Origin of the sequence: Nocardia sp. NPDC052566 (genome assembly GCF_044547285.1) — a bacterium.
In the GTDB taxonomy this organism is placed as follows: Bacteria; Actinomycetota; Actinomycetes; order Mycobacteriales; family Mycobacteriaceae; genus Nocardia.
This window is the reverse complement of the sequence record NZ_JBIUAF010000005.1, coordinates 760990-785746: the sequence shown is the minus strand read 5'-3', so window position 1 is coordinate 785746 and position 24757 is coordinate 760990. Positions and strand designations below refer to the sequence as shown.

General features: G+C 63.8%; 22 protein-coding genes. 6 read left to right on the top strand and 16 right to left on the bottom strand.

Going from position 1 to position 24757, the window contains the following annotated elements:
• Positions 1 to 2: 2 nt before the first annotated feature.
• The 16 genes from ACIG5A_RS28480 to ACIG5A_RS28405 form a co-directional block, all read right to left on the bottom strand.
• Complete coding sequence (locus ACIG5A_RS28480; RefSeq protein WP_397245392.1) at positions 3 to 653, bottom strand: hypothetical protein; 651 nt, start codon at positions 651 to 653, stop codon at positions 3 to 5.
• A gap of 41 nt (positions 654 to 694) precedes the next feature.
• Positions 695 to 1468, bottom strand: a complete 774-nt coding sequence (locus ACIG5A_RS28475) for a PE-PPE domain-containing protein (protein ID WP_397245390.1) — start codon at positions 1466 to 1468, stop codon at positions 695 to 697.
• 803 nt (positions 1469 to 2271) lie between these two features.
• Entirely contained in the window at positions 2272 to 2805 is a 534-nt protein-coding gene (locus tag ACIG5A_RS28470) for a DUF6301 family protein (RefSeq protein ID WP_397245388.1), read from the bottom strand.
• Positions 2806 to 2904: 99 nt separating this feature from the next.
• Entirely contained in the window at positions 2905 to 3408 is a 504-nt protein-coding gene (locus ACIG5A_RS28465) for a DUF6301 family protein (protein ID WP_397245386.1), read from the bottom strand.
• Between the two features lie 73 nt (positions 3409 to 3481).
• Positions 3482 to 4015 (bottom strand): DUF6301 family protein, encoded by a 534-nt coding sequence (locus ACIG5A_RS28460; RefSeq protein ID WP_397245384.1) that lies wholly within the window; start codon positions 4013 to 4015, stop codon positions 3482 to 3484.
• Positions 4016 to 4048: 33 nt separating this feature from the next.
• Complete coding sequence (locus ACIG5A_RS28455) at positions 4049 to 4552, bottom strand: DUF6301 family protein (protein ID WP_397245381.1); 504 nt, start codon at positions 4550 to 4552, stop codon at positions 4049 to 4051.
• A gap of 192 nt (positions 4553 to 4744) precedes the next feature.
• Positions 4745 to 5113: a DUF6301 family protein gene (locus tag ACIG5A_RS28450; RefSeq protein ID WP_397245940.1), complete on the bottom strand. Its 369-nt coding sequence runs from the start codon at positions 5111 to 5113 to the stop codon at positions 4745 to 4747.
• A gap of 76 nt (positions 5114 to 5189) precedes the next feature.
• On the bottom strand, positions 5190 to 5723 hold the full coding sequence (locus ACIG5A_RS28445) for a DUF6301 family protein (RefSeq protein WP_397245379.1): 534 nt from the start codon (positions 5721 to 5723) through the stop codon (positions 5190 to 5192).
• A 33-nt stretch (positions 5724 to 5756) separates the two neighbouring features.
• Complete coding sequence (locus ACIG5A_RS28440; RefSeq protein WP_397245377.1) at positions 5757 to 6245, bottom strand: DUF6301 family protein; 489 nt, start codon at positions 6243 to 6245, stop codon at positions 5757 to 5759.
• Between the two features lie 140 nt (positions 6246 to 6385).
• Complete coding sequence (locus ACIG5A_RS28435; protein ID WP_397245375.1) at positions 6386 to 8614, bottom strand: hypothetical protein; 2229 nt, start codon at positions 8612 to 8614, stop codon at positions 6386 to 6388.
• A 77-nt stretch (positions 8615 to 8691) separates the two neighbouring features.
• Positions 8692 to 9456 (bottom strand): N-acetylmuramoyl-L-alanine amidase, encoded by a 765-nt coding sequence (locus ACIG5A_RS28430; RefSeq protein WP_397245373.1) that lies wholly within the window; start codon positions 9454 to 9456, stop codon positions 8692 to 8694.
• Positions 9457 to 9724: 268 nt separating this feature from the next.
• On the bottom strand, positions 9725 to 11356 hold the full coding sequence (locus tag ACIG5A_RS28425; protein ID WP_397245371.1) for a fatty acyl-AMP ligase: 1632 nt from the start codon (positions 11354 to 11356) through the stop codon (positions 9725 to 9727).
• The gene (locus tag ACIG5A_RS28420; protein WP_397245369.1) at positions 11353 to 11613 is read right to left on the bottom strand and encodes an acyl carrier protein; all 261 of its coding nucleotides are present in this window, start codon (positions 11611 to 11613) and stop codon (positions 11353 to 11355) included. Before ACIG5A_RS28420 ends, ACIG5A_RS28425 begins: the two co-directional genes overlap by 4 nt.
• Before the next feature lie 73 nt (positions 11614 to 11686).
• Positions 11687 to 12556 (bottom strand): BTAD domain-containing putative transcriptional regulator, encoded by an 870-nt coding sequence (locus ACIG5A_RS28415; protein ID WP_397245367.1) that lies wholly within the window; start codon positions 12554 to 12556, stop codon positions 11687 to 11689.
• Positions 12557 to 13265: 709 nt separating this feature from the next.
• Positions 13266 to 14096, bottom strand: a complete 831-nt coding sequence (locus tag ACIG5A_RS28410; protein ID WP_397245364.1) for a helix-turn-helix domain-containing protein — start codon at positions 14094 to 14096, stop codon at positions 13266 to 13268.
• A gap of 28 nt (positions 14097 to 14124) precedes the next feature.
• Positions 14125 to 14787, bottom strand: a complete 663-nt coding sequence (locus ACIG5A_RS28405) for a hypothetical protein (RefSeq protein WP_397245362.1) — start codon at positions 14785 to 14787, stop codon at positions 14125 to 14127.
• Between the two features lie 324 nt (positions 14788 to 15111).
• Here ACIG5A_RS28405 and ACIG5A_RS28400 point away from each other — a divergent pair, with 324 nt between their 5' ends.
• The 6 genes from ACIG5A_RS28400 (at position 15112) to ACIG5A_RS28375 (ending at position 24606) form a co-directional block, all read left to right on the top strand.
• Positions 15112 to 21231 (top strand): amino acid adenylation domain-containing protein, encoded by a 6120-nt coding sequence (locus ACIG5A_RS28400; RefSeq protein WP_397245360.1) that lies wholly within the window; start codon positions 15112 to 15114, stop codon positions 21229 to 21231.
• 198 nt (positions 21232 to 21429) lie between these two features.
• Positions 21430 to 21984, top strand: coding sequence for a hypothetical protein (locus ACIG5A_RS28395; protein WP_397245358.1), 555 nt, complete (start codon positions 21430 to 21432; stop codon positions 21982 to 21984).
• Positions 21985 to 22102: 118 nt separating this feature from the next.
• Positions 22103 to 23110, top strand: a complete 1008-nt coding sequence (locus tag ACIG5A_RS28390) for a GNAT family N-acetyltransferase (protein WP_397245356.1) — start codon at positions 22103 to 22105, stop codon at positions 23108 to 23110.
• A gap of 254 nt (positions 23111 to 23364) precedes the next feature.
• A complete protein-coding gene (locus tag ACIG5A_RS28385; protein ID WP_397245354.1) occupies positions 23365 to 23685 on the top strand; it encodes a WXG100 family type VII secretion target in 321 nt (106 codons plus the stop codon).
• Positions 23686 to 23695: 10 nt separating this feature from the next.
• On the top strand, positions 23696 to 23980 hold the full coding sequence (locus tag ACIG5A_RS28380) for a WXG100 family type VII secretion target (protein ID WP_397245352.1): 285 nt from the start codon (positions 23696 to 23698) through the stop codon (positions 23978 to 23980).
• A gap of 5 nt (positions 23981 to 23985) precedes the next feature.
• Positions 23986 to 24606, top strand: coding sequence for a hypothetical protein (locus ACIG5A_RS28375; protein WP_397245350.1), 621 nt, complete (start codon positions 23986 to 23988; stop codon positions 24604 to 24606).
• Positions 24607 to 24757: the final 151 nt, after the last annotated feature.

Genomic DNA, 24757 nt, shown 5'->3' with positions numbered 1-24757 from the left:
GGTCAGCGCAGATGGGACAGATAGGTTTCCATGCGCTCGAGCAGGGGGTCTTTGGTCTTCACGGCGCTCGCCACGCCTTTGATCACATTGATCGTGGTGGTGCGGTCGATGCTGGGACCGAACGTTTCCTGATCGAAAACACCGTTGTTGAGCGGCAAGATCTGTGGCAGCGGAGTCGCCTTCGGCAGCGCGTTCCCCGTCTGCGTCTGTGATGGAGCGGTGAACTGCTGCAACACATTCTGCACCGAGGAGGTCAGCGTGCTCACCGCCGCAGCGGCCGCGGCACCAGCGGGACCGGCGACCGACCCTACAAGCGCGGACAAGCCCGCCTGAGCGGCAGCCGATCCCCCCGCCTGCACGACCTGGTCACGGGTGCTCTTGTAGATGCCGTACCAGCTCGGCCACTGTAGAAAGCCGAAAATCCGACCTGGTCGCGATGTCGCGAGAAATCCGTCGTCGTAGTCCTGCCGCCCCTCGGGCTCACCGCCTTCGGCAAGTTTGGCCGGCAACATGACCGTCTTGCCGCCACCCTGCCCCAAACCGCTTGCGATAGTGGACCATTGCAGGAACGATCCGATGGTTCCCACCGGAGCGGCGGACAGCATGCTGTCACCGGAATCCGGGCGGCTCTCCTCCTCCGAGTTGATCCGCATTCCCTCATAAGACATAACGACCATCCATTAGCTGTGAATTGTTAGTGCACGTCATCGTGTGCATTGACGACCTCGGCCAGCCGGTCGCAGTAGCCGTCGGTGCGGTAGGCGGCATTGTGGGTGCCACCGCGGACGTAGCCGTCCATCAGCACGGCGGCCTGCGACCACAATCGCCAGTTACGAATGGGACGTTGCCACCATCCGAGACGACTCAGCTGCCACCGATTGCTTCGGATGCGGCTGGCGAGAGCGACACCCCAACCGCCCAATTCCGCGAAGCTGAACGCGGACAGCGTGTCGGCGAGCCCGCGCAGCGGCGAATCTTCAGGGCAACAGGTGATTCCGTCGGCAGGGTTCGCGACCTCCCAGGTCGGGATATCGTCAGGCCACCGGCCATGCTCGCCGTTGATGCCGAACCCGACCGCATCGCCATCGATCGAATCACCTTGTCTGCGCCACGGATTGGCGATATTCGCCGCCCACGCGACTTCACAGTCCGCGTACTCGCCACGCGCCTTCGCTTCCAAGAACTCGGTGACGACGATGGCGCCGAGGCTGTAACCGAGCAGTCCGACCCGATCGGGGGTCGCGCGGATCGCAGCTACCAGCGCTTGGACACCTCGGGCGACGGATTCCGCCTCCGAGCAGCCCTCCCAACGGTTCTGCGGATTGACCGGCCCGATGCTCGCGGGGTAGTCGATGTCCGGGCCGATTCGATACTTCGCGCTGTCGAGTCTGCTCGCGACATGAGTGAGCATGTTCGCGGGCGAACCGAGGACCTCACCGGTGCCGCGGCACGTCAAAACGGTGATCACGAAATTGTGCCTTCCTGGATGAGTGTCACGGTGCCCGACAGGCAACGTGGAGGTTGAAAGGACGCGGCTCCACCCGTATCCGCGTCGCGGTACGGGTGGAGCCGCGTGGCGCCCCGGCTTCCGGCCGGCTGCAACCGTACGGACCGATTGACGGGAGTCCTGGCGGGCGGGGCGGGCTCGGGTGATGCGACGGTGGCCATCGGACGGGCGCGTGACGAGCAGCCGGTGTGCGCCCGTCCGAGGCTGTTCAGTTGTGCGCGCGGCGATTTGGTAACCCGGCGCCGCACCGGGAGTCTTTGGACGTTCCACCCCGGCCCGTGGCAGTGACCGGGGCGGAACGATTCGCCCGCGCCGCTCTACACCGCTCGTCCATGGCGATCCGGACGAGCGGGACACGACTGGGCTGTCTGTGCGGCGGCCCCACCCCAGGACTCGAAGGGCTTTCCTGGAGTGGGACCACCGCGACCCCTACGCTGCGACAGCGTCTGCGACCGCGAACCACCTACGGGAGACGGGAGCGACAGGGGCAAACATGCGGCGTGCTCTGAACCCGCTCTCTACCGTGTTCTCGGTTTCCGGGGGCGTGCCGCATGCAGCGCAGAAACGGAAGTTCCACTCCCGTCAGCTTTTTCGAACTCAGCGAGCTCCGAACCAAGAGGGTTGGTTGCGTTGATGTCGCCGATGGCTACAGCCTATCGGCCAGTGCGTGACAACTCGGCGTAAAATGATGAACAACGCTGGTAGATGCCGCGTTTCGAGTCGCTGTTACCGGACGGAGAGCGAAGGTTTCAATGACTGTCGAACTATTGAATAGGGTCCAGATCAGGAGTCAGATCCGGATCAATTCGCCTGTCCCACTCATCGTTTCGCGCTTGCTGCGCCGGGCTGATCAACCTGACTCGCAGCGAGGTGTCGCTGACAGCGATCTTGAGGGTGAGTGCTGGCAGATCCCAGCGCGCAGTACGGTCGGAATCCCGCAGCCACCATTGGGGCGGTTCGTGCCCGACGAGCTCGAACACCCGCTGGGCGAAGTCGTCGAACAAATCTGACAACACGGGCTTGACGGCGGGGTCGTCGAGCACGATATCACTGGCCGGGAAACTGATCATCGTAAGCTCTCGTGGTCGGCCATAGGCTGCCTTGGGCGCGGCGGATACTCGCGCGTTGGCGCGGTTGACATCGAGATTCGTAGTCAAGGGCGGCGACAGGACACCCAGATCACCCAACTGCCAACCGACACGCTCAGCGAAGGCGGGCAGGTCGTCCACGGTCCACGCCCAATCGAACTCTGTGGCGATCTCGATGACCTGCATCGCGCGGTCGAGGTCTACTCGCATCGGTTCAAACCGTTCCTTGCTCTCAGAGAGATCTTGCTGAATTCGGTGATCAGGGGCGCGACAAGACATCCAAGCCGCTCGGTCAAACGAACTCGTGGCCTACTCGTCATCACCGCTCTGCTCGATTTCGTCGTTCCTTCGTTGATACGCGGGACTGACAAGATACATATAAACCGAGGTGGCACTGATCTTGGCCGTAACCACAGCAGCGGAAAGATCCCAGCGGAAGCCACGGGTCGGTTCGATCCACCAATCCGTCGGCCGCTGTCCCACTACTTCAAACACACGCTGGACGAGGTTGTCAAAAACCTCGTCCAATTCCTGCTGCAGGTCAGTACGACCGAGAACCACATCACTAGCACGGAACGCGATCTGTTTGATTCGTCGTGGCTGTTCGATTTCTGAAGCATCAGCGATGAACAGCAACGCGTCGGGCCGATTTACGTCAAGATTAGTTGAGACCGACGGCAATCGCTGATCGTGCCCACTCAGCTGCCAACCGACCCGGTCGCAGAATGGCTGCAGATCGTTGACAGTCCACGTCCAGTCGAATACGGCTGCGGCGCGCACCGCCTGGGCAGCACGTTCGACATCTGCTCGCATGGATAGCTGCTCTTTCTGGTAGTTAGCCGTGCAAGAAAGCGGGCGAACCTCACCGACACGATAGCCGGCCGGACTAACGAATGGGATCCAGATCCGGATTCAAATCCGGATCGAGTCGCCTGTCCCACTCATCGCTTCGCGCCTGCTCCGCCGGGCTGATCAACCTGACGGACAGCGAGGCGTCACTAACAGCGACCTTGAGGGTAAGGCCTGGCAGATCCCAGCGCACCGTACGGCTGGGGTCCCGCAGCCACCATCGGATCGGCTCCTGCCCGACGAGCTCGAACACCTGCTGGGCCAACTGCTCGAACAGCCCCCTCAATACCGATTTGACGGCAGGATCGTTGAGCACGACATCACTGACATAGAACCAGATACTCTTGACCTCGCGCGGCCGGTCATAGATGGCCTTACTCGCGGCAAACACTCTGACATCGGTGCGATTGACCTGAAAGTCCGTAACCAGGGGCGGCGACAGGACGTCCAGATCACCTAACTGCCAGCCAACACGTTCAGCGAAACCAGGCAGGTCATCCACAGTCCACGCCCAATCGAACTCCATCGCCGCCTCGATAACCCGCACAGCGCGGTCCAGATCTACTCGCATCGGTTCGAACTACTCTTTCTCTCTGAGCAGAGTCTAATCGTCATCGCCGCTATTCTCGATTTCGTCGTGCCATTGCTGGTACGCGGGGTTAACCAGGTCAACGTAGACTGACGTCGCACTGATTGTGGTGGTCACAACGATGTTCTGAAAGTCCCAGCGCAACCCGCGGGTCGGTTCGATCCACCAATCCGTTGGCCGCTTCCCGAGCATTTCGAACACCCTCTGGGCGAGCGCATCGAAAACTTCGTCAAGTTCAGGCTGCAAATCGGTGCGATCGAGAACCACATCGCTGACGCGATACGAGATCTGATTAAGGGTGCGCGACGCATCAGGTCTTTCGATGGCTTTGACGTATAACAAAACATCGGGTCGATTGACGTCGAGATTGGTCGTCATTCCTGGGGACCCACCTTCGAGCCCGCTAAGCTCCCAGCCAACGCCATCGCAGAATGGCTGCAGGTCGTTGACAGTCCACGTCCACTCGAATACGGCTGCGGTGCGCACCGCCTGGGCAGCACGTTCGACATCTGCTCGCATGGATAGCTGCTCTTTCTGGTAGTTAGCCGTGCAAGAAAGCGGGCGAACCTCACCGACACGATAGCCGGCCGGACTAACGAATGGGATCCAGATCAGGAGTCAGATCCGGGTCAATTCGCCTGTCCCACTCATCATTTCGCGCCTGCTGCGCAGGACCGATCAACCTGACTGACAGCGAGGCGTCACTGACAGCTAGCTTGAGGGTAAATGTCGGCAGATCCCAGCGCACGGTACGGTCGGGGTTCCGTGTCCACCATTGGAGCGGTTCTTGCCCAACCAGCTCGAACACCCGCTGAGCCAACTGCTCGAACAACCCCACAACACCGGTTTAACGGCGGGATTGTCGAGCACGACATCACTGACATCGAACCAAATACTCTTGACCTCGCGCGGCCGATCATAAACGGCCTTACTAGCCGCAAACACTTGCGCATCGGTCCGATTGACCTGGAAATCCGTAGTCAGAGGCGGTGAGAGTACGTCAAGACTACCGACCTGCCAACCGACACGGTGAGCGAAGCCAGGCAGGTCATCTACAGTCCACCTCCAATCAAACTCCATGGCCGCCTCGATAACCTGCACAGCGCGGTCCAGATCTGCACGCATCGGTGTGAACTCTCTATCTTTCTGTGCCCGACTATTGAATAGGATCCAGATCAGGATTCAAATCCGGATCAAGTCGCCTGTCCCACTCATCATCTCGCGCCTGCTCCGCCGGGCTGATAAGCCTCACCCGCAGCGAGGTATCACTGACAGCTAGCTGGATAACGATCCCCGACAGATCCCAGCGCACAGTACGGTCGGGGTCTCGCAACCACCATCGAGTCGGTTCCTGCCCGACGAGCTCGAACACCCGCTGGGCGAAGTCGTCGAACAAATCCGACAGCACAGGCTTGACGGCGGGGTCGTCGAGCACGACGTCACTGGCCGAGAAGCTGACCATCGTAAGCTCTCGTGGTCGGCCATAGATCGCCTTGGGCGCGGCGGATACCGCCGCTACGGTGCGGTTGACATCGAGATTCGTACTCAAGGGCGGCGACAGGACATCCAGATCACCCAACTGCCAACCCACACGTTCAGCGAAACCAGGCAGGTCATCCACAGTCCACGCCCAATCGAACTCCATCGCCGCCTCGATAACCCGCACGGCGCGGTCAAGATCTGCTCGCATAGGTGTGAACTGCTCTCTTCTCTCTTTGCCCGACTATCGAATAGGGTCCAGATCAGGATTCAAATCCGGATCGAGTCGCCTGTCCCACTCATCGTCTCGCGCCTGCTGTGCAGGGCTGATGAGCCTGACGTCTAGCGAGGCATCACTGACAGCTAGCTGGATCACGATCCCCGACAGATTCCAGCGCACAGTACGGTCGGGGTCTCGTGTCCACCATTGGATCGGTTCCTGCCCAGCAAGCTCGAACACCCGCTGAGCCAACTGCTCGAACAACCCCCACAACACAGGTTTGACGGCCGGATCATCGAGCACGACATCACTGACATAAAACCAAATACTCTTCATCTCGCGTGGCCGGTCGTAGACCGCCTTACTGGCCGCAAACACCTGCGCATCGGTCCGGTTGACCTGGAAATCCGTAGTCAGAGGCGGTGAGAGTACGTCGAGGCTGCCGACCTGCCAGCCGACACGTTCAGCGAAGCCAGGCAAGTCGTCCACGGTCCAAGCCCAATCAAACTCCATGGCCGCCTCGATAACCCGCACAGCGCGGTCAAGATCTGCTCGCATCCGTATGAACTGCTCTTTCTCTCTGTGCAGGGTTTCAACCTGGCAGGGTTGCCCGGGACTGATGCCAGCTTCGCACAGGCCGTTTCGCACCCGGGTTAGAGGTAGGTAGCGGCGGCCATTTCTTCGGCCTGTGTTATCTGTGCGGACATTGCGGGAGTGCTTATGGTGACGGTCAGGGACCGATCGTTCGACGCATTCTGGGGCCACAGCCGCTGTGGCAGCGCGAATAGCGGCGGGACGGTCACGGTGAGCTGGGGCACTGCGGCGGCATCGCGCAAGCCGTTGTGCACCAGCCCGTTGAGCCAGGTCCCAGCCTGGCCGAGCAGATTGTCGATCGGGTTCCCATCTTGGCCGATAGGGAGCGCGATACCACGCAGCGTCGGACCCGGATTTCGGTCGGCTGGGTCGATGCCGGGCCGATTGCCCGTGGTTCTGCCAATCTCGACGTCGTCGGGAACGTTGTCGTTCAGCTTTTCCTGGGTGGAGCCGTAACCGTCGATCTTGCCGTTGGTATCGGTTCGCAGCAAACGGTATCCGATGTTGGTGGGATCCTCGTTCTGCACCGCGTCCCACATGCCGCGGTCGATGAGCCATTTCTCGAACTCGGGATCGGTTTCTGCATCCTGCTTGAGCTTGTGCCACAGGTAAGGGTCGGTCATCTGCTGGGCACGGTACTCGCCACCATGACCGTCCGGAACCAGTGCATCACCGGCCTTTGCGGGACCGGGGTCGCCGCCCTTGGACTCGACGACCATGAGCTGGCCGTCCTTGAAAGCGACGATGTCGTGCTTGCTGTCACCGCCGGGCCGGACGTTGACGTCCCAGTCATCGGATTTCAGCAGCGCAACCGCACCGGCCAGACCGAGACGCTCCTTGGCCTTATCGACCGGATACCGCGTTGCCTGCCAAGCATTGACCGCCGCCTCGATGAGTGCAACAGGCGCGCCTGCCCTTCCGAGCCTCGCCATCGCCGCCTTGAGGCGTTCACTGCTCGTGGTGAGGTCGGCGACTTTCACGCCGTAGGGGTCGACAAGTTCTTGGATGCCGTCCTTTAGCTGCCCCTGGTAGGCCTGGGCAGCGGCAAGGAAGCCCATGATCGCCAGAACTGGTGGCCTGTACTGCTCGTCGATGTCGGCGAGAGTCCAGGTGTACAGCTTGAAAAGCTTGGCTTTCAGGCTGATCTCGCTATCACCTTTGGGCGGGAAGCTGCCTGGTTGCTGGCCGCGGGGGTTGTCGCGGCCATTGCGGAGAACGCCCGGAGCGCTCCAGTAGGTGCCCTCGATCGGGACATCCGGCTGCCCGGGCACCGTGGAGGGGAACGTGATCCGTTGATGACTGGTGTTGGGATCATCGGCGGGGTTCGAGCTGCCGGGCCGTGTGGTGGAGTTGGGATCGTTGGCTGGAGTCTGCGTCGTCGAGGGTTGCGTCGGCTGGTTCCGCGGGAAGACCGGGGTGACGATCGCATTGGGATCTCCGAAGGTGGGGAGCGAATCGAGGTCGACCGATTGCGCCGGGGTGTCTTCGGATTCGCCGGCACGAAGGTTGTCGATGAGCTGGTCGGCGGCCACGACCGTGAGACCGGCCAATAGTCCGAGCGTTGCTCCAGCGAGCGCGCCGACCGGGCCTGCGACGGCGCCGCCTTCCGCGCCGACCAGGACGCCCGCCATGACGGTGCTGCCGACACCGACACCGACCGTGGTGGCGAGCATATTGACGTTGGGCTGGATCGGCTCGACGATGCCTGGGTGCAGGACGGCTCCGGGGCCTCCGGCCTGGTTGCCGGTTCCGGTTGGCAGCGTGACTCCACCCGGTCCGTTGCCTTGGGTCAATCCATTACTGCCGGAACCGATTTGGTTCCCTCGGCCGTCTACGACGAACAGGAATTCGCCCGCGGCGTTGAGCACCGCGTAGCGTGGTTGCCCGTTCACGTCGTCGAGACGCGCCTTCGAGGCGGGATAGGGGGTGCTGGCGGGAGCCTGCTTCTGCTCCGGGATGTAGATCTCGGTGCGCGTACCGGTGCTGGGGTCGTATCCGGTGAGTGTGTGCGCCGGTTCGGGTGCGGCCGGTAGGAGGCCTGGCGCGGACGGGTTGTAGGTCGGGACATCGGGACCGAGTGGGTTCGCGGCCGGTTCGTTCTGCTGCGCCTGGTGGCCGCTGAATCCGTTGTCCGAGCTCGCTTCTGGGCGGTTCTTATCCGGTTTCGTCTCCGACGGTTGCGCAGGTGCGGGCTGCGCCTGCTGACCGGCCGACGGATCCTGCTGAGCGCGGTGACCGCCGTAGCCGTTGTTGGAGCCGGCTTCGGGCCGATTGTTCGGCGGGGGCATGCGTCACTCCATGTTCAGTTGAAAAGAGCGCCCAGCCTCCGAGGAGGCTGGGCGCTCAGAATTGAAAGCGAAGCGGCTCAGGGCCTTTCGAGCTTGTCGAGCCTTGTTATAACTTCCGCCACTGCGTCGACCAGAGTGCGGTCGCCCAGCTGGGGCCAGCCGCTGTACTGGCCCGCGTCACGCTGGGACCGGCCGCACAGCTGTTCGCGAATGTCTTTGACGTCGCTGCCGATCGGGCCGCAGAAACCGGTGACGAAATCCTGGATCTGCTTGACTTCTGTTGCGCTCATGGGCGCGTCCTCTCCGTCTATGAGGGCCTGGACATCGCGACGGAAGTCGTCCATGTCGATGCCGGCCGGGTCGATCTTGCCTTCGCTGCTGTACTCGCGGTGGCCGGCGCAGTCGTCGGCGGTGCGGCCGAGGCGCCGCAGGATGGCTGCACAGCCGCGCTTGTAGGCATCCAATTGCGCTGGGGTCCAGTCGGTTCCGTCGCCCCGGGAGACGGCTTCGATGCCGATGGTGTGGTAGTTGGCGTTATCGGTGGGCCAGCCGGGCCAGGAACCGCGCCCGGCGTGCCAGCACACACCGGCCGCGATGACCCGGAAGGTGCCGTCGCGTTCGAGCACCAACTGTGCGAGTGGACCTTCCAGGTCGGGTCGCCCGTGCTGCACGATGCGCCAATCCTCGGTACCGCCACCGGCGGTGTGATGACACAGCACCCCGCGCAGATCGGCGAAGTCGCCGTGCCCGCGCTCGCGCCAGCCCTCGTGTTCGATTACTCGTAATCCGGCCTCGCGCAGGACATCTGCGAGCCACACCGGATCTCCGGTCCACGTCGTCATTTTCCGATTCCCTTCCGGCCTCGATGCATCGCGCAGAGCCGCCGGTGTCGGCGTGCGCTGGGGCCTAGGCCGAACAGTGCGGCCACAACGACAACGCCTTCGCCCCCGCTGGCGAGCGGTCGGAACGAAGGCGTTGTCAAACGATGTCGGGGTCAATGTCCGACGGCTCGTAGCCTATCGGCCGCCGTGTGACAGATCCGCTGATAATCGTGAACAGTGCAGGTAGGAAGCTATTTTGATGATGGGCGCGGGCGAGCTGGCAGCAGCGTCAGGCCCGAGTGGTCAGCAACTGGCGGGCATGGGCGCGTCGGAGCTTGCCTGAGGTGGTCTTCGGAAGCGCGCCCGGTGCGAGGATGGTGACGATGCGGGGTGCGACACCGATCGAGGTGAAGATCTCGACGCTGATGTCGCGGCGTAGCTGGGTGACTCGGGTCAAGTCGCGGTGGTGGAGTGATTCGGCCAGGACAGCGAAACCTTCGGTGGCTGTGGCGGCGTCTACCGATACGGCGATGACGTTGCCCCCGCGGATTCCCTCGACACGTTCGGCGGCACGTTCGATGTCGGTCGGATACAGGTTGCGACCGGAGACGATGATGACGTCTTTTTGGCGTCCGCAGATGACGAGTTCGCCGTGCTCGGTCAGATATCCGAGATCGCCGGTGCGCAGCCATCCGTCGCGATCCTGCCCGGCGGCGAATCCGGCGGTGGTGAGGTAACCGGCGGTGACGCATTCCCCGCGCAGTTCGAACTCCCCGACCGACCGGGCGCCGAGGGTGATTCCGGTGTCGGGATCGACGACACGGGCATCGACACCGGATAGCGGTTGTCCGAGCACCGCGTAACGGGAACCGTTCTCGTCGAGTTGTGCGCGGCGCTCGGTTTCGAGCGCGTCGCGCTCGACTCGGTCGACGATCCGAGCCGCTCCGCGCTCGGGCGCCGAGACCGCGACAACCGCTTCGGCCATGCCGTAGCAGGTGGCCAATGCCGTTGCCGGCCAACCGAATCGGGCGGCGCTGTTGACGAACCCGTCCATCGCGGCGCAATCGATCGGTTCGGCGCCGTTGATGGCGTATCGCATGCTCGACAGGCCGTAGGCGTTGTCGTCGGCACGTTCGAGGCGGTGGCCGAGCAGGGTGTAGGCGAAATTGGGCGCGCCGGTGAAGGTGGCGCGGTAGCGGCTGATCAGCTCGGCCCACAGCAGCGGGTTGCGCAGAAAGTCGGCCGGGGTGATGCTGACCAACTCGATGCCCGCCATCATGGGCATGGCCAGCAACGCGATCATGCCCATGTCGTGCGAGAGCGGCAGCCATGAGACCGCGACCTCATCGGCGCCCGACGCCAGCCCCGCCCTGGTGAGCATGGCCGTGATGTTGGTATAGAGGTTGCGGTGGGTGATGACGACCGCTTTCGGGTCCCCGGTGGAGCCGGAGGACAGTTGCAGCACCGCCGCGTCGTCTTCCCCGCACTCCAGCGGCTCGGTGTCGGGTCCGTCGATCAGGTCGGACAGGGTGAGCACGGTGCAGGGGAAGTCCCTGTACTCCACAGCGTCGAACGCCGCACCGACGACGAGCACCTCGGCGTCGATCATGTCGAGTACCCGCCGGGTCTGCGCCGACCAGGTGCCGAGGTCGGTACGGGGTGTGGGGTGCTGCAGCATCGTGAAGGCGCCACGACGCATCCACACCGCCTGAACCAGCGGTGCGACCTCGGCCGGATCGCCGGCCAGGATCGCCACACGCGCGCCCGCCTCGACATGCCGCGACAGTGCCCCAGCCATGCGGCGGGCTGTCTGATGTAGCTCACCCCAGGTCTGTCGGCGCGGCAGGCCGGGTTCACCGGTGACCATGCCACAGACGCTGACCGCCGACGACCGGTACAGATGCTCGGTGAATCGACTCATCGGGGCGTTGGGTCGGTCTTGGCAGCGACACACTGGGTCACCAGCTCGGTCAATTCACCGAACGTCATACACGCCATGGCGGCTCTCTCCGGCGGCGTGATGCCGAACCGTGCTTCGATCGAGGACATCGTGATCCGGAAAGCGAGCGAATCGAATGCCAGGTCAGCGACCAGATGAGTATCGGGTGACAGCTGACCGGGCGCGATCCTGAGGTCTTCGACGAAAAGGGCCGTCAACTGCTGTTCGATGCTCGCCATGACAGATGTTCTAACATCGCACGGTTATTTGCTGGTTAAGATCCGCCCGGAAAGCAACGCGGCTCACGGTGCGCTACCCCCGCGCACCCGAACGACCTGCTGTGTACTTCACCACCCTGGTACCGGAGTGATGTGTGCGAGAGCCGCCGCGCCGCCGGATGAGCTCACCGTGGCGCGCCTGCAGCAACAGCCGCTGGGTAGCCTCCTGCGGGGCGACGTCGAGATCCTGGGCGAGTCGTTGCGAGCACAAGCCATACCAGTAGTCGACCTGGTCGTACTCGCCGCGACGACCGTGCACCAGAATCATCGTCTGGAACGCTCTTTCCTCCGACGGGTCGAGCTCGAGCATCCGTCGGGCGTGACCGATCGCCGCGAGAGCGTCCTCGGTGTGGCCAGCGTGGCCGGCCAGCACGCTGAGGGCGTGCATCATATTGGCGCGCAACCATTCTCGATACTCGTACACCCACTCCTCCCCGCATCCGGCCAGGAAATCTCCCCGATAGAGGCCGCATGCGCGGCTGTAGTGCGCGATCGCGTCCGCGCTCGCACGCCCTGATGCTTCGCCGCCGTCCCTGCAGAGTCGTTCGAATTCATGGATGTCGACACGGACCTGCTCCCCCAGGCGCAGGATGTATCCGCCACCGTGGTTGTCGATCTGCAGGAAGTCACGGTCACGACCGAATGCAGCATCGAGGGCGCGGCGCAATGTGTGCACCAGGACTTTCAGGGCGGTGGGACCCGCCGGGCGACCCGGGTGCGGCCAGAGCACAGCCTCGAGTCGCTCCCGGCTCACCGGCCGACCGTCATTGACGACCAGAAATGCGAAGAGGTTCGTACATTTCTTGGAGCGCCAGCCCGGAGCGATACCGTTGTCGAAGCCGATTTCGAAGTCTCCCAACAGGTTGACCACCACGGTCTCGACAGGCAACGAGTCCACCATCATTCATCCAATCTCTCGAATGCGACCACACGTCGGCCGCGCACAGAGGGCGCTACCAGCCAGTAGCGCCCCTTCCGCGAACACGGAACAAGCGTTCGGATACGCGAAATTCAGGGTTATGCCGCACGGGCGGCGGCCCGGTAGCAGCGGTAGCAGCGGCCGCCGCTGCCGTGCACGACATGACCGGGCTTGCGTCGGGTGCGGGTGCACATCGGCTCTCGACAATCCAGGCAGCGACGCGCGGCGTTGCCCAAAACCTTTGCGTCCGTGGCCAGAAGGTCACGCAGTACACGTGCGGTGGCGGCGTCTCCGCGGCAGATGACCCCGGCCATGACGACACCATCGGCGACTCGGGGACGTCCGATCTCCTCGATCGTTTCCCCGACGTGCAGCGCGGACTGCGCGCACGCAGTGAACGACTCCGATGGGCATAGGTCTCGGCAAATCTTTTGCGCGGCAATTGTTTCCGCGCGGAGGTGCCAGTTTCGGGTATCGGCGGGTTGAATGAATCCGGGTACGCCGACGCACGGGAGGGCAGGATTGCGGGGTGCCATTGAGCGAGCTTTCTGATGAATTCGATGTCGAGATACCCCTTCGGCGACAGCAGCCGAAGGGGGTACAAGCATGCGGCGAGGCGCACCACATCGAGAGAGTGAGTGAAGATCAGCGAATGCCCCTACCATCAGCGGGCTGCGGCAGTCGCGAAGGCGGGTCAGGACCGGTCGTCGACGGGAGCGTCGAACGTCGGCGGTCCGCTGTAGGGGTGAACGACGGCGATCACCAGATGCAGCCAGTCGACCTGCGCAGGCAGTGACTGCAGTTGCATGGTGACGCTGACCGGGCCGGAGGCGGTGTGAACATGCTCGGGCTCGTCGACCGCGCGGTCGAAGCGCACGCGGCGTTCGAGCCACAGGCGCGCGAAATCGGGGTCGGACTGCAATTGCGACAGCAGCGCGACCCCGACGGCGGGGTTGCCGAAGTGGGCGAGAATCCCGCGCATCCGTGCGACGTCTGCCGCCGCTTCGGTTTCCCAGTCGACAATCGCCGCGCGCCCAGCGGGACTGAACAGCCACCGCATCGCGTTCACAGCTTCGAGCCGCCCCGGAAACAGTGCCTCGTACGCCTCGTTGGCCGCCACGACATCCCAGCGCTCGTTGCAGTAAGCGGCAGGCTGGGGCATCAGGGCATCGAGCATGGCCCGCTCGTGTTCGGTCACCTCCGAGCGCAACTCCTGCGGAAACCAGGGGCGAGGAATGTGCACACGGGTCAGCTCGTCGAGATGCCGGCGTTCATCGGCCGTGGTCAACTCCAGCGCCTCGGCCAGCGAGTTCAGGGTCGAAGGGTTCAGTCCGGTCTGCTCGCCTCGCTCGAGCTTGGTGATCGTGCCGATGGACACGTAAGCGCGCTTGGCCAGAGCCGGTCGCGTCAATCCGAGACGACCGCGATGGAAGGAGATGTAGTCCGCAAGCGAGGGCAAGGGGAGCATCAGCTCACGCGGAGACATACGCGCGCGCCCTCCCAATCCATGAACATAGTTGAACAACCGACCAGTTTGTAACTGTAGCAACTTTTCAGCCCTGCACATGGCCGCAGACAAGGGCAAGCACGTCGCCGACTCGATACACGGTCTGCCCATTCCTGCGATGACCTGCAATCTTCCCTCGCGACGCCCACTGACGAACACGGCTGGAAGTGACCGGAATCTCGGTGATTCTTGACAGGATTTGCACCAGCTGCGCCGCCGTAGCAAATTCTTCGCATACTCGCTGGAGCGAGGTCGAGCGAAGGATCGCCACCGAGTGGACCCGTGCGCATCGGTCACATTCGACAATGTCGGTGTCCGCGTCGGCGTACAGCGTGGTGCCGCACGGGCAGCGGCCGATGACGCGCTGCTGCGGGGGCGCGTCGATAGCCAGGTGGGCCGTGCGCACGGCCCGGGTGAGATCGCCCATGCCGGTCAACGCGCGAGAATCGGCGTCGAGGCGCGGCGCGTGGGTCGACAGGAAGGCGGCTTGCGCGGCCGAATCGGCAGGTTTGGGTTCATCGAGAGCGGCCGCGACCTGGGTGCTCAGCCGATCGAGTACCCGCACGAGGAGTGCGCGCGCGTCAGCGGCTCCCTGATGGAACGGCATGATCGAGGCGCGACTGCCGCGCGGGGCGCGTCCGCCGGATCGAGTGCCCATAACATCGGATCGAGACATGGTGATATCGAGTTCGGCGAGCAGGTCCGCCACGGCCTGCAAGGATTGCATCGCCATGCGGCGAGTCGACGGGTCGAGAGAGCTGGGGGTCTTCGCACTGTCGTCGACGAACTGATGCGATGTGGACGGCCGCGTGCGGCAGAGCATGTGATTCGAGCTTTTCACGCGCTCAGTGAAGCGTTTGCCAGATCACCATGACAAGAGCTACGACATACCCCAACTAGGGGATGTTCGCCCTGTAACACCTGTTGATAGCCGCTTTCTCGGCGAGAACCTTCCTGCCAGAATTCGATAACCGCCAAATAACCACTTGGTTGTAGCCTCCCGCGGTTCAACTGTGTTCAGGAGAGGTACGAAGTGGTGTCGGGGTTTGAGGGCGACGGTGCGTACGCGCCGGAACCGATCGCAGTGGTGTCGATGAGCTGCCGATTCGGCGGAGGTGTCGCCTCGGTCGAGGACATGTGGCAGACGATGGTCACCGGCCGTGACACCGTTACCGCGATGCCGACCGATCGCGGGTGGGACGTATCGAGGCTGGGCGGAACCGATCACGCCCGTGCTACCAGTTCCACTCGTCGAGGCAATTTCTTGACCGATGCCGGCGGCTTCGACGCCGGCTTCTTCGGCATCAGCCCACGGGAAGCCATCGCCATGGAACCGCAACAGCGGGTGCTGCTCGAAGCCTCCTGGGAGGCGATCGAGCGTGCCGGGATCGACCCCCGCATATTGCAGGGCAGCCGGACCGGAGTCTATTTCGGTGTCATGCAGGCCGAGTACGGGCCACGCATGGCCGATATGGAACGCACCAAGGGATACCAGGACACCGGGGTTGCCGCCAGCGTGGCGTCCGGGCGGGTCGCTTACGTTCTGGGGCTGCGTGGTCCCGCACTCAGCATCGATACCGCGTGTTCGTCGTCGCTGGTCGCGATCCATACCGCGATGCGGGCGCTGCGATCGGGAGAATGCTCGCTGGCATTGGCGGGCGGGGCGACAATCCACAGCAGCGCAAGCCTTTTCGTCGGGTTCTCGTTGATGCGGGTGCTCTCCGAAGACGGCGCCACCCGACCATTCGCCGACACCGCATCGGGTTTCGGCCTGGGTGAAGGGGGTGGGGTCCTGCTACTCGAGCGGCTCTCCGATGCTGTGCGGCTCGGCCACCCCGTGCTGGCCGTCCTGCGGGGCAGCGCTGTCGTCTCCGACGGGGCGTCAACGGGCTTGACCGCTCCCGACCAGCACGCCCAGCAGCAGGTGATCGAGTACGCGCTGCGCGACGCCGGAATCGGCGCCGCCGATATCGATGTCGTCGAGGCACACGGAACCGGCACCCGGATCGGCGATCCGATCGAGGTCGCGGCACTGACCAATACCTATGGGGCCGTACGCGGTCCGGGCAATCCCGTCTGGATCGGGTCAGCAAAGTCCAACTTCGGCCACACCCAAGCCGGTTCAGGCGTTGCGGGAATGATCAAGATGATCGAATCGATCCGACGCGGAATCGTCCCTGCCACAGCGCATTTCCAGACGCCTTCCCCGCACATCGACTGGTCGAGCGGCAAAGTCCGGGTAGCCGGTGAACTCATGGCCTGGCCCGCCGTCGCGGGAGCCCCGCGCCGCGGTGGGGTCTCGGCCAATGGCATCAGCGGGGTCAATTGTCACATCATCGTCGAGCAAGCCCCCGACCTGCCTCGCCGCAACCCTGACCAGCGTGGCGAACCATCGATGCTGCCGCTGGTGTTGTCGGCGCGTACCGATTCCGCATTGGCCGCACAAGCTGAGGCGCTCTCGACACACCTGCGCCAGCGTGTGGACCTCGCGCCGCTCGATATCGGGTACTCGCTCGCGGCTGGTCGTGCATCTTTCGATAAGCGAGCAGTGGTGTTGGGTGCCGATCGTGACGAGCTGATCACCGCGCTCGATAGGCTCGCCACCCCGGACACCAGCCGGTCCGCGCACCTCGACACCGGCGGCGATGTCGTATTCGTCTTTCCCGGGCAAGGGCCGCAATGGCACGGTATGGCGGTCGAATTGCTCGACACAGCACCGGTTTTCGCCGAACACGTCGCCCAGTGCGAGTCCGCACTCGCCGAATTCGTCGAGTGGTCGGTCACCGATGTCCTGCGTGGCGCGCATGATGCTCCGCCGATGGAACGCGTCGATGTCGTCCAGCCGGTGCTGTTCACGGTCATGGTGGCGTTGGCCCGCCTGTGGGAAAGCCTCGGCGTCCGCCCTGCCGCAGTCATCGGGCATTCCCAAGGCGAAATCACCGCGGCGCACATCGCCGGCGCACTGTCCTTGCGCGATGCGGCCATGATCGTGGCACGCCGCGCCACGATCATGGCCACCGCCACGGGCAACGGCGCCATGGCAGCAGTGGCGCTGCCAGCGGACCAGGCCAGCGAGCTCGTCGACGACGATCTTGCGATCGCGTGCGTCAACAGTCCCCGATCCTGCGTGCTGTCCGGTCCCACCATCGCCGTGGAGAACCTGCTCGCTCGCTGCGCCGCCGACGGCATCGACGCACGGAGGCTTCCCGCACTGGTGGCCTCGCATTCGCCTCTGATGCAGCCACTTCGGCACAGCATCGAAAGCGCTTTGGCGTCAGTGGAACCCAACCGCACCCACATCCCATTCCTGTCGACCGTCACCGGCGAACCGATCGACACCGCCCAGCTCGATGCCGAGTACTGGTATCGAAACACGCGTGAGACCGTCCGATTCGAACATGCGGTGCGAACCGCCTATCTCGGAGGCGCCAAGGCGTTTCTGGAAGTCAGTGCCCATCCGGTATTGACGGCCAGTGTGGGCGAAACCCTCAACGCGCTCACTCACCAGACCGGAGACGCGGTGCCGATCACAGTCGCGAAGACATTGCGTCGCAACGACGGTGGGCTACGCCGCTTTCTGTCGTCGGCCGCAGGGCTGTATTCAGCGGGCATCGACGTGGACTGGGCCCGCTACTATCGCGGCCACGATGCACGCACAGTGGATCTGCCTACTTATCCCTTCGAACGCCAACGCTATTGGATGGCGCACGATGAAGGACTCGCCACCGCTGTCCGCGGCGCCGGGTCCACTCGGCCGGTCGACACATGTGTGCCGACAGCACCGGAGACACCCAGACAGACCGCGCCCGCGGGTGCCGTGGCGATCGTCGACGCCGCAGCGATCGTGAGGTCGGCACTGACCTCGGTGCTGGGTGGCTACAGTGGCGTACTGCCCGAATCCACCTCGACGTTCACCCAACTCGGACTCGACTCGCTCGCATCGCTGACCCTCAGACAGCAGATCGAAGAAGCATCCGGGGTGCGATTGCAGGTCACCGATCTCGTCGAGCACCCGACCCCTGCCGCGCTCACCGCCTATGTGCGCAGCGAACTCGACTCCCCCACAACGATATCGGCTGTCCATCAGCCGACAGGCCCGATCGTTGACCGAGCGCCGTTGACTCCGTATCAAGCGGATCTGGTCGTCTTGGCGGCCCGCTATCCGCACCTGCCGGTCGTACAGGCCGCGCATTATTTCCGTATCACCGGCGCCACCGACATCGACCGGCTCCGTAGCGCGATCCTGCGACTACATCAGCGTCATGACGCGTTGCGCCTGCGCATGGATGTCACCACCACACCACCGAGCCAATACCTGGGCGATCCGCCCGGCGACATCGTATTCGTCGATCTGCTCGATCTGCCGGATCCGGTTGCGGCACTGGATCTATGGACCCGCGATCGCGCCACGACAGTCCTACCGGTCCACGGCCCCCAATCGGAGTTCACGATCCTGCGCGAGGACACCGAGTCGCTGATCGTGTTCACCCGATTCCATCACGCCCTCGCCGACGGCTGGTCGCTGATCATCATGGCTCGCGAACTCTCCGCGACCTACTTCGGCGCGGGCCCTACCGGCCCGGCCCCGAGCTGTCTGACCATGCACACCCGCTACCGCGACTACCGCGAGTCCGGCCAGTGGGCACACGACCGGGACGCACTCGTCGGTCGATTCCGCACACTGACACCGGCACTGTTCGAGCGCCAGATCCAGACGCCGACACAGAATCTGCGCTATACCCACCACTTCGAACGCGCCGCAGTGACTGCACTGCGGCGCCGAGGATCGACCGTCGCGCAGATACTGGCCGCCCTCGGCATCTCACTACATAACCTGCATCAGCGCGGCGACATCGTGGTCGGTGTCGCATTGCTGAATCGAGAAACGACCGCCGAACTCGACACGATCGGCGACTTCACCAATGTGCTGCCCATCCACATCCCGGCTACCGGCACCAGCACACTCACCGAACTGGCCTCGACCGTCGAGACCCAAGTCCGGGATCTGCAAGCGCGCCAACGCTTCCCGTACGGCGAACTGCTGCGCGCGCTACGCGAACACACCGGGACCATGTCTGCACTGTTCGATGTCCGACTGACCTACAACAAAGTCCCCGACCATGAACACGCCGCCCGCCTACGACGCGATGTGACCACCCTCGCCGTCGGAAACATGCTCGGCGCGATCACCATCGCCGTCTACGAATTCGAGCACGAGGCCACGATCGACCTCGAAATCTTCTATGCCCCCGACCTGTTCACCGAAGCTACGATCAGTTCAGCTGTCGACGAGGTCATCGACATCCTGTCCGGACGCACGGTCAGCACCGTACCGACATCGAGCGCGCACCACCCGGACACTGTTGATACTGCCGATAATTCGAGTGCAACAGTAACGACTCGGCTCGTCGCGACCAGCGAAACGGCACCGACGCGCCGGGCACTGGTATGGACGGGCCCAGACCGGCAAACCCACGCTCTCACCTATGCCGAGTTCAGCGACAAGGTCCACACCCTCGCCGCATGTTTACGTGAAACGGGTTTGCGCACCAACGAATTCGTCGCGGTACTACTGCCTCGCTCACCCGCCCTGGTCATCGCCATCCACGCCATCATGGCCGCCGGCGGCACCTACGTGCCCCTCGCGATGGACTATCCGCCCCACCGGATCCAGACGCTGCTCGACGACAGCGGCGCATGCCTGCTGATCACCGACCTCACCGACGCCACGTCCTACCCGGTCGAGGTGATCTCACCAACCGCCACGCCGACCCACCACCGCGAACCCGGTACGACGCCCACCGCCGAACTGGCCTACATGATCTACACTTCCGGCTCCACGGGCACGCCGAAAGGTGTACTGGCCGAACACCGTTCACTGAACAACCTGCTGGACTGGATGCAACAGCGATACCTACTCACCGACACCGACGTCGTCCTGTTCAAAGCACCCCACACCTTCGACGCGTCGGTACCGGAACTGATGTGGCCGATCCACGCGGGCGCCCAGATCGCCATCCTCGACGAAGGCGCCCACATCGACCCACGCCGGATCATCGACGCCATCGAGACCCACCGCGTCACTGTCATCCAGTTCGTACCCTCGATGCTCGGGCCGTTCCTCGACGAGCTGCACACCTCCCCCACCGCCCTCGACCGCATCCGCACTCTGCGCCACATCCTGTGCGGCGGCGAAGCACTGCACCCGAGCCTCGTGCGCCGCTTCGGTGACCTGTTCGCCGCAGCAGGTCTCGACGACGTCGTCCTGACAAACCTATGGGGACCCACCGAAGCGACCTACTGCGCTTCCTTTTTCGACATCACCGTCGACCAAGCCCGCAAGATCGCGACCGTCCCCATCGGCACACCCATCGCCAATGTCGGCCTCACCGTGGTCGACCCCAACGGCCAGGTGGTCCCCGATGGCGAAATCGGCGAGATCCTCGTCTCCGGAATCGCGGTCGCTCGTGGCTACCACCATCGAGAACACCTCACCGCCAACGCATTCACCATCGATCCACACCATCTCGACGGCCGCACCTACCGAACCGGCGATCTAGGGCGTTACGACAACGACGGCAACCTGGAATATCTGGGCCGCACCGACGATCAGGTAAAAGTCCGAGGCAATCGAATCAGTCTCGGCGAGGTCGCATCCCACTTGAGCGATTGCCCAGGCATCGACGCCGCGGTGGTCCTCGACGAACCCAACCCGGATGGCACCAACACCCTCGTCGCATTCCACACCGGCGACACCCCGACGAGCGAGATCGTCGCATTCGTGCGGAAACGCCTCCCGCAGTACGCGATCCCCTCGGCCTTCGTAGCCGTCGACTCCATCCCGGTAACCGCCAACGGCAAAGCCGACCGCGCCGCACTACAGAATCTGCGCCGAGGCCACACACGGCCCTCACCAACGATCACACGCTCCCACACCGAAATCGAAACAACCCTCCTCGCCGCGTGGACCGAAGTCCTCGGCACACCACCAACAAACCGCGACGACGACTTCTTCACCACCGGAGGAGACTCGATCGCCGCATTACAATTCCGCACAGCCGTCGAAAAACAGGGCATCGACCTCGAACTCAACGAACTGTTCACCAACCCCTCGATCACCGCACTGACCCGACAACTGGCATCGCGCACCTGAACACTCAGGATGCCCCAAGGAGCGAAGGCCATCAGATCGAGCGAAAGCCGAGGGAAATACCAGGGACACAGGGACTTTCCGCAGGTTTCCGACGTACCTGTCGGACGGCGTCCAGTCCGGCTAATCGCATGCACCGTGATCGCCACTTTGACCACCACCTACACCACTCGACAACCACTCATCGACGACAATCGAGGCATGACCACCGGGGGAACCACCAGCGGCAGGCCAAAAGGCCTCAGTCTCGACGTCATTCACTGGCACCTCATTCGAGAGGACGCCCAACGCACAGCGATATCAACGCGTGCCGGTGCGATACTGAGCACCAACGCACTCGTTGTAGCAGGCACAGCACTGGCCTTCTCGTTGAAAGGCCATCGGGCACTGAGCCTTTGGGTGTTCATGCCAGCTCTTGGCACGTTGTTGTGCGTGGCAGGGTCGGTCACCTACGCGACGCAAGCGCTGGTCATGCTGCGCCGCACTGAGCGTCGCTTTTCCGAACCGCGCAGCGACGCGTCGATGTTTTACAACCTGTCCGGCATCAACCGTAGGTGGTCGACCTTCGAGGAATTCAGAGTAGCGGTCATGAATCAGTCCCCAGAGCAGCAACTCCGGGGCGCCCTCGATGAGCTGTGGCGGACCTCGCGCCTCCACCTCTACCGCTATCTCAAGATCCGCCACGCCGCCCGGCTTCTGCTGACTTCCATCGGCCTGCTCATGATCACGGTCGTGCTGGCCGCATTGCGCTACTGATCCCGACACCGTTGTATGCGGCGAAATGGCAACGGCCTTATCGGCTCGGTTCGGCGGTGAGGACATCGCCGTGGACCCGGTCGACAACCTCCTCGCGGTGAATAGGCAGGATCGGTAGATGACCCTGCACCGGGTCGATGAGAACGAATGGCAGCTCGCACGCGCGGTGCGCCTGGAGGCGTTGGCCGAATCTCGTTCTGGCGCAGTCGATTCCGCCCTCGACATTGCCTCGGCCTGGGATGAAGCACAGTGGCGAACCTGGTTGCGGCGGCAGACGCTGTTCGTCTGCGAGGACGACGGCTGTTTCCTCGGCTCGGCCGCCGGCACGCTCGATAGCGACGACCTGCCGTCGATGACATCGGTATGGGTGCGTCCGACCGCCCGCGGCACCGGAATCTCGGATCTACTCATCAGTGCGGTGACCGACTGGGCTCGCGCTCGAGGCCACCACCTGCTGCGGTTGTGGCTCACCGACTCCAACACCCACGCCGACGCGCTCTACCGGCGGCTCGGATTCACACCCACCGGCGGCAGGCGACAAGCCGTAGACAACCCGTCGGTTGTCGAGGTAGAGATGACGTTGCCACTGGTCTCCGGCTCAGCGATCACATCATCCCGGTACGGTCCGCGGCCCGAAATACGACTCCGGCTATTCGGCCCCGCCGACGAACACCAGTTTCAAGCGGTGCGTGCTCGCCTCTACGCCGACGGATTCGAGTTCGCCAGGAACTATGTAGGTCCATGGACGTCCTATCTGGACCATCTCGATCGAGCTCGGCGCGGCGTTGACCTGGCACCAGGCAAAGTGCCGGAGACCTTCCTCGTCGCCGAAGACACCGCCGGGCAGATCGTCGGCACCAGCGATATCCGGCACCACCTCACCGAACAGCTGATGCACTGGGGCGGCCACATCGGCTACGTGGTTGTCCCCGAGCGTCGCAGGCTCGGATACGCCACCGAGATCCTGCGCCGAACCCTGCCCCTTGCACGGAATCTCGGCATCAATCGCGCACGGATGACGTGCCGAAGCGACAACGTCGGCTCCCGCCGCGTCATCACCCGCTGCGGTGGTGAGCTCGACAGGATCACCGACGACGGTATCTGCCAATACTGGTTGCCCACCTGATCTCGGGCGGATGAGCGGCGACTTTGGACAGCGGCCCTGCTTTGGCTCCCCTTCGTCGTGCGACGGGCCGCAGGCTCTGGGTTTCCTCCACATCGCGGGTGTCCCCAACTCAACCAAGTTCACCGTCCGCAACGGCCGCGGCTTTGACCGGAAGCTCGAATCCTGTGATCATCGGATCAGTGTCTTCGGGGCGACAGGACAGCGCCCACGGCGTCCGATCTTCAACGCATGTATCTCGAATCTTGGGGTGACAGATGACAGCAGGTTCGGCCGCGCCGCTGGCGATGGTGCCCGAAAACGTTTCCAATGCAGGGCAATTCGTCTCGGAGACGGCGCAGGCCTTGGCCGATGGCATCCGCTCCGCCGACGCCGAGGTAGCGCAGCTGATGTCGAGCTGGCGCGGCACCGCAGCCTCGGCCTACTGGCAAGGGTGGTCGGAAACCCGCCAGGGCGCCTTGCAGGTCTTCGATGCGCTGCGCGAGATGGCCGAACTACTCGGCGTGACCGTCACCACCACCATCGATACCGACACTCGCACCGCCGACGGCGTACGCGCGAGCTCGCTGAAAATGTAAGGGGGACAATGTGTTCGAAGTAGACCTAGATCATCTCGACCAGGTCACCGCCCGCATCGGCGGTCTGGTCGGATTCGTCACCGACTCACTGACGGGCTTGGATACCCGCATCAGCGCGCTGCACCAGGAATGGACCGGTGCGACCGCCACGGCGCACGACCGCGCCCACCGCGAGTGGGTTACCGGCGCGAACGAGGTGCGCGAAGGGGTCGACGCCATGCGCGCGGCCGCCCACACCGCCCACCAGCACTACAGCACGGCAATCGCCACCAACCGTGCGATGTTCGGGCGGTAGCCCGGGTGACCACGACGGCTATGCGCGTCGACCCACAGGGCTACTACGCCGCTGCGACCGCGCTGAACACCGCCGCCCACAACTGGTACCAGGCACTCGATGCCCGCTGGGACGCGCTCAGTGCCTGCGGAAACATGTGCGGCTCTTACGAGGAGGCACGGACCTGGGCGGCCAGCTACGACGAACGCAGCGTGAAGGCGATCATCAAGATCAAGGCGATAGCGCGCGCCGCGGGCAACTACGCCACCATCATTCAGCGCGCCGGATACAACCACGAACTAGCCGAGTGGAAAGCGATCCGCGGACCCAAGGGTGCCCCACCCGGCGAGCCCAGCCTGCTCGATCCGCCGGTCCCACGCGACCGGATTCCACCGCCGTCGGCGGGCGGCCCCGGCCAAGGACTGATCGAAGACGTGGTGATCGGGAACTTGTCTCTCGGTACACTGGGACAGCCGCTTGACCGAATTCGCGGCGTCCATCATCGCAACGACCTTCGGGCAGGAACTGGCCCACGACTGCGAGACCTGATCCCACCAGGCTCTCGCGTCGTCAGGGGCTTGTGCGCGAAGATCGTCTTGACCGCAGCATCTGCTTGGCGGAGACGGCGGCGCCGATGTTGCGCATGAAGTGCACTCGGCACCGTCGCCAGGCGGTGCCGACGAACTGCTCGTTTGAGGCCGACGTGCGCATCGGCGGTGACCGGATGCACCTCCGGCCAGGCCACGGGTCCGTGGCTTCGCCAAGAGGACCGGAGGCTACCGCCGTACGGATCGGCGT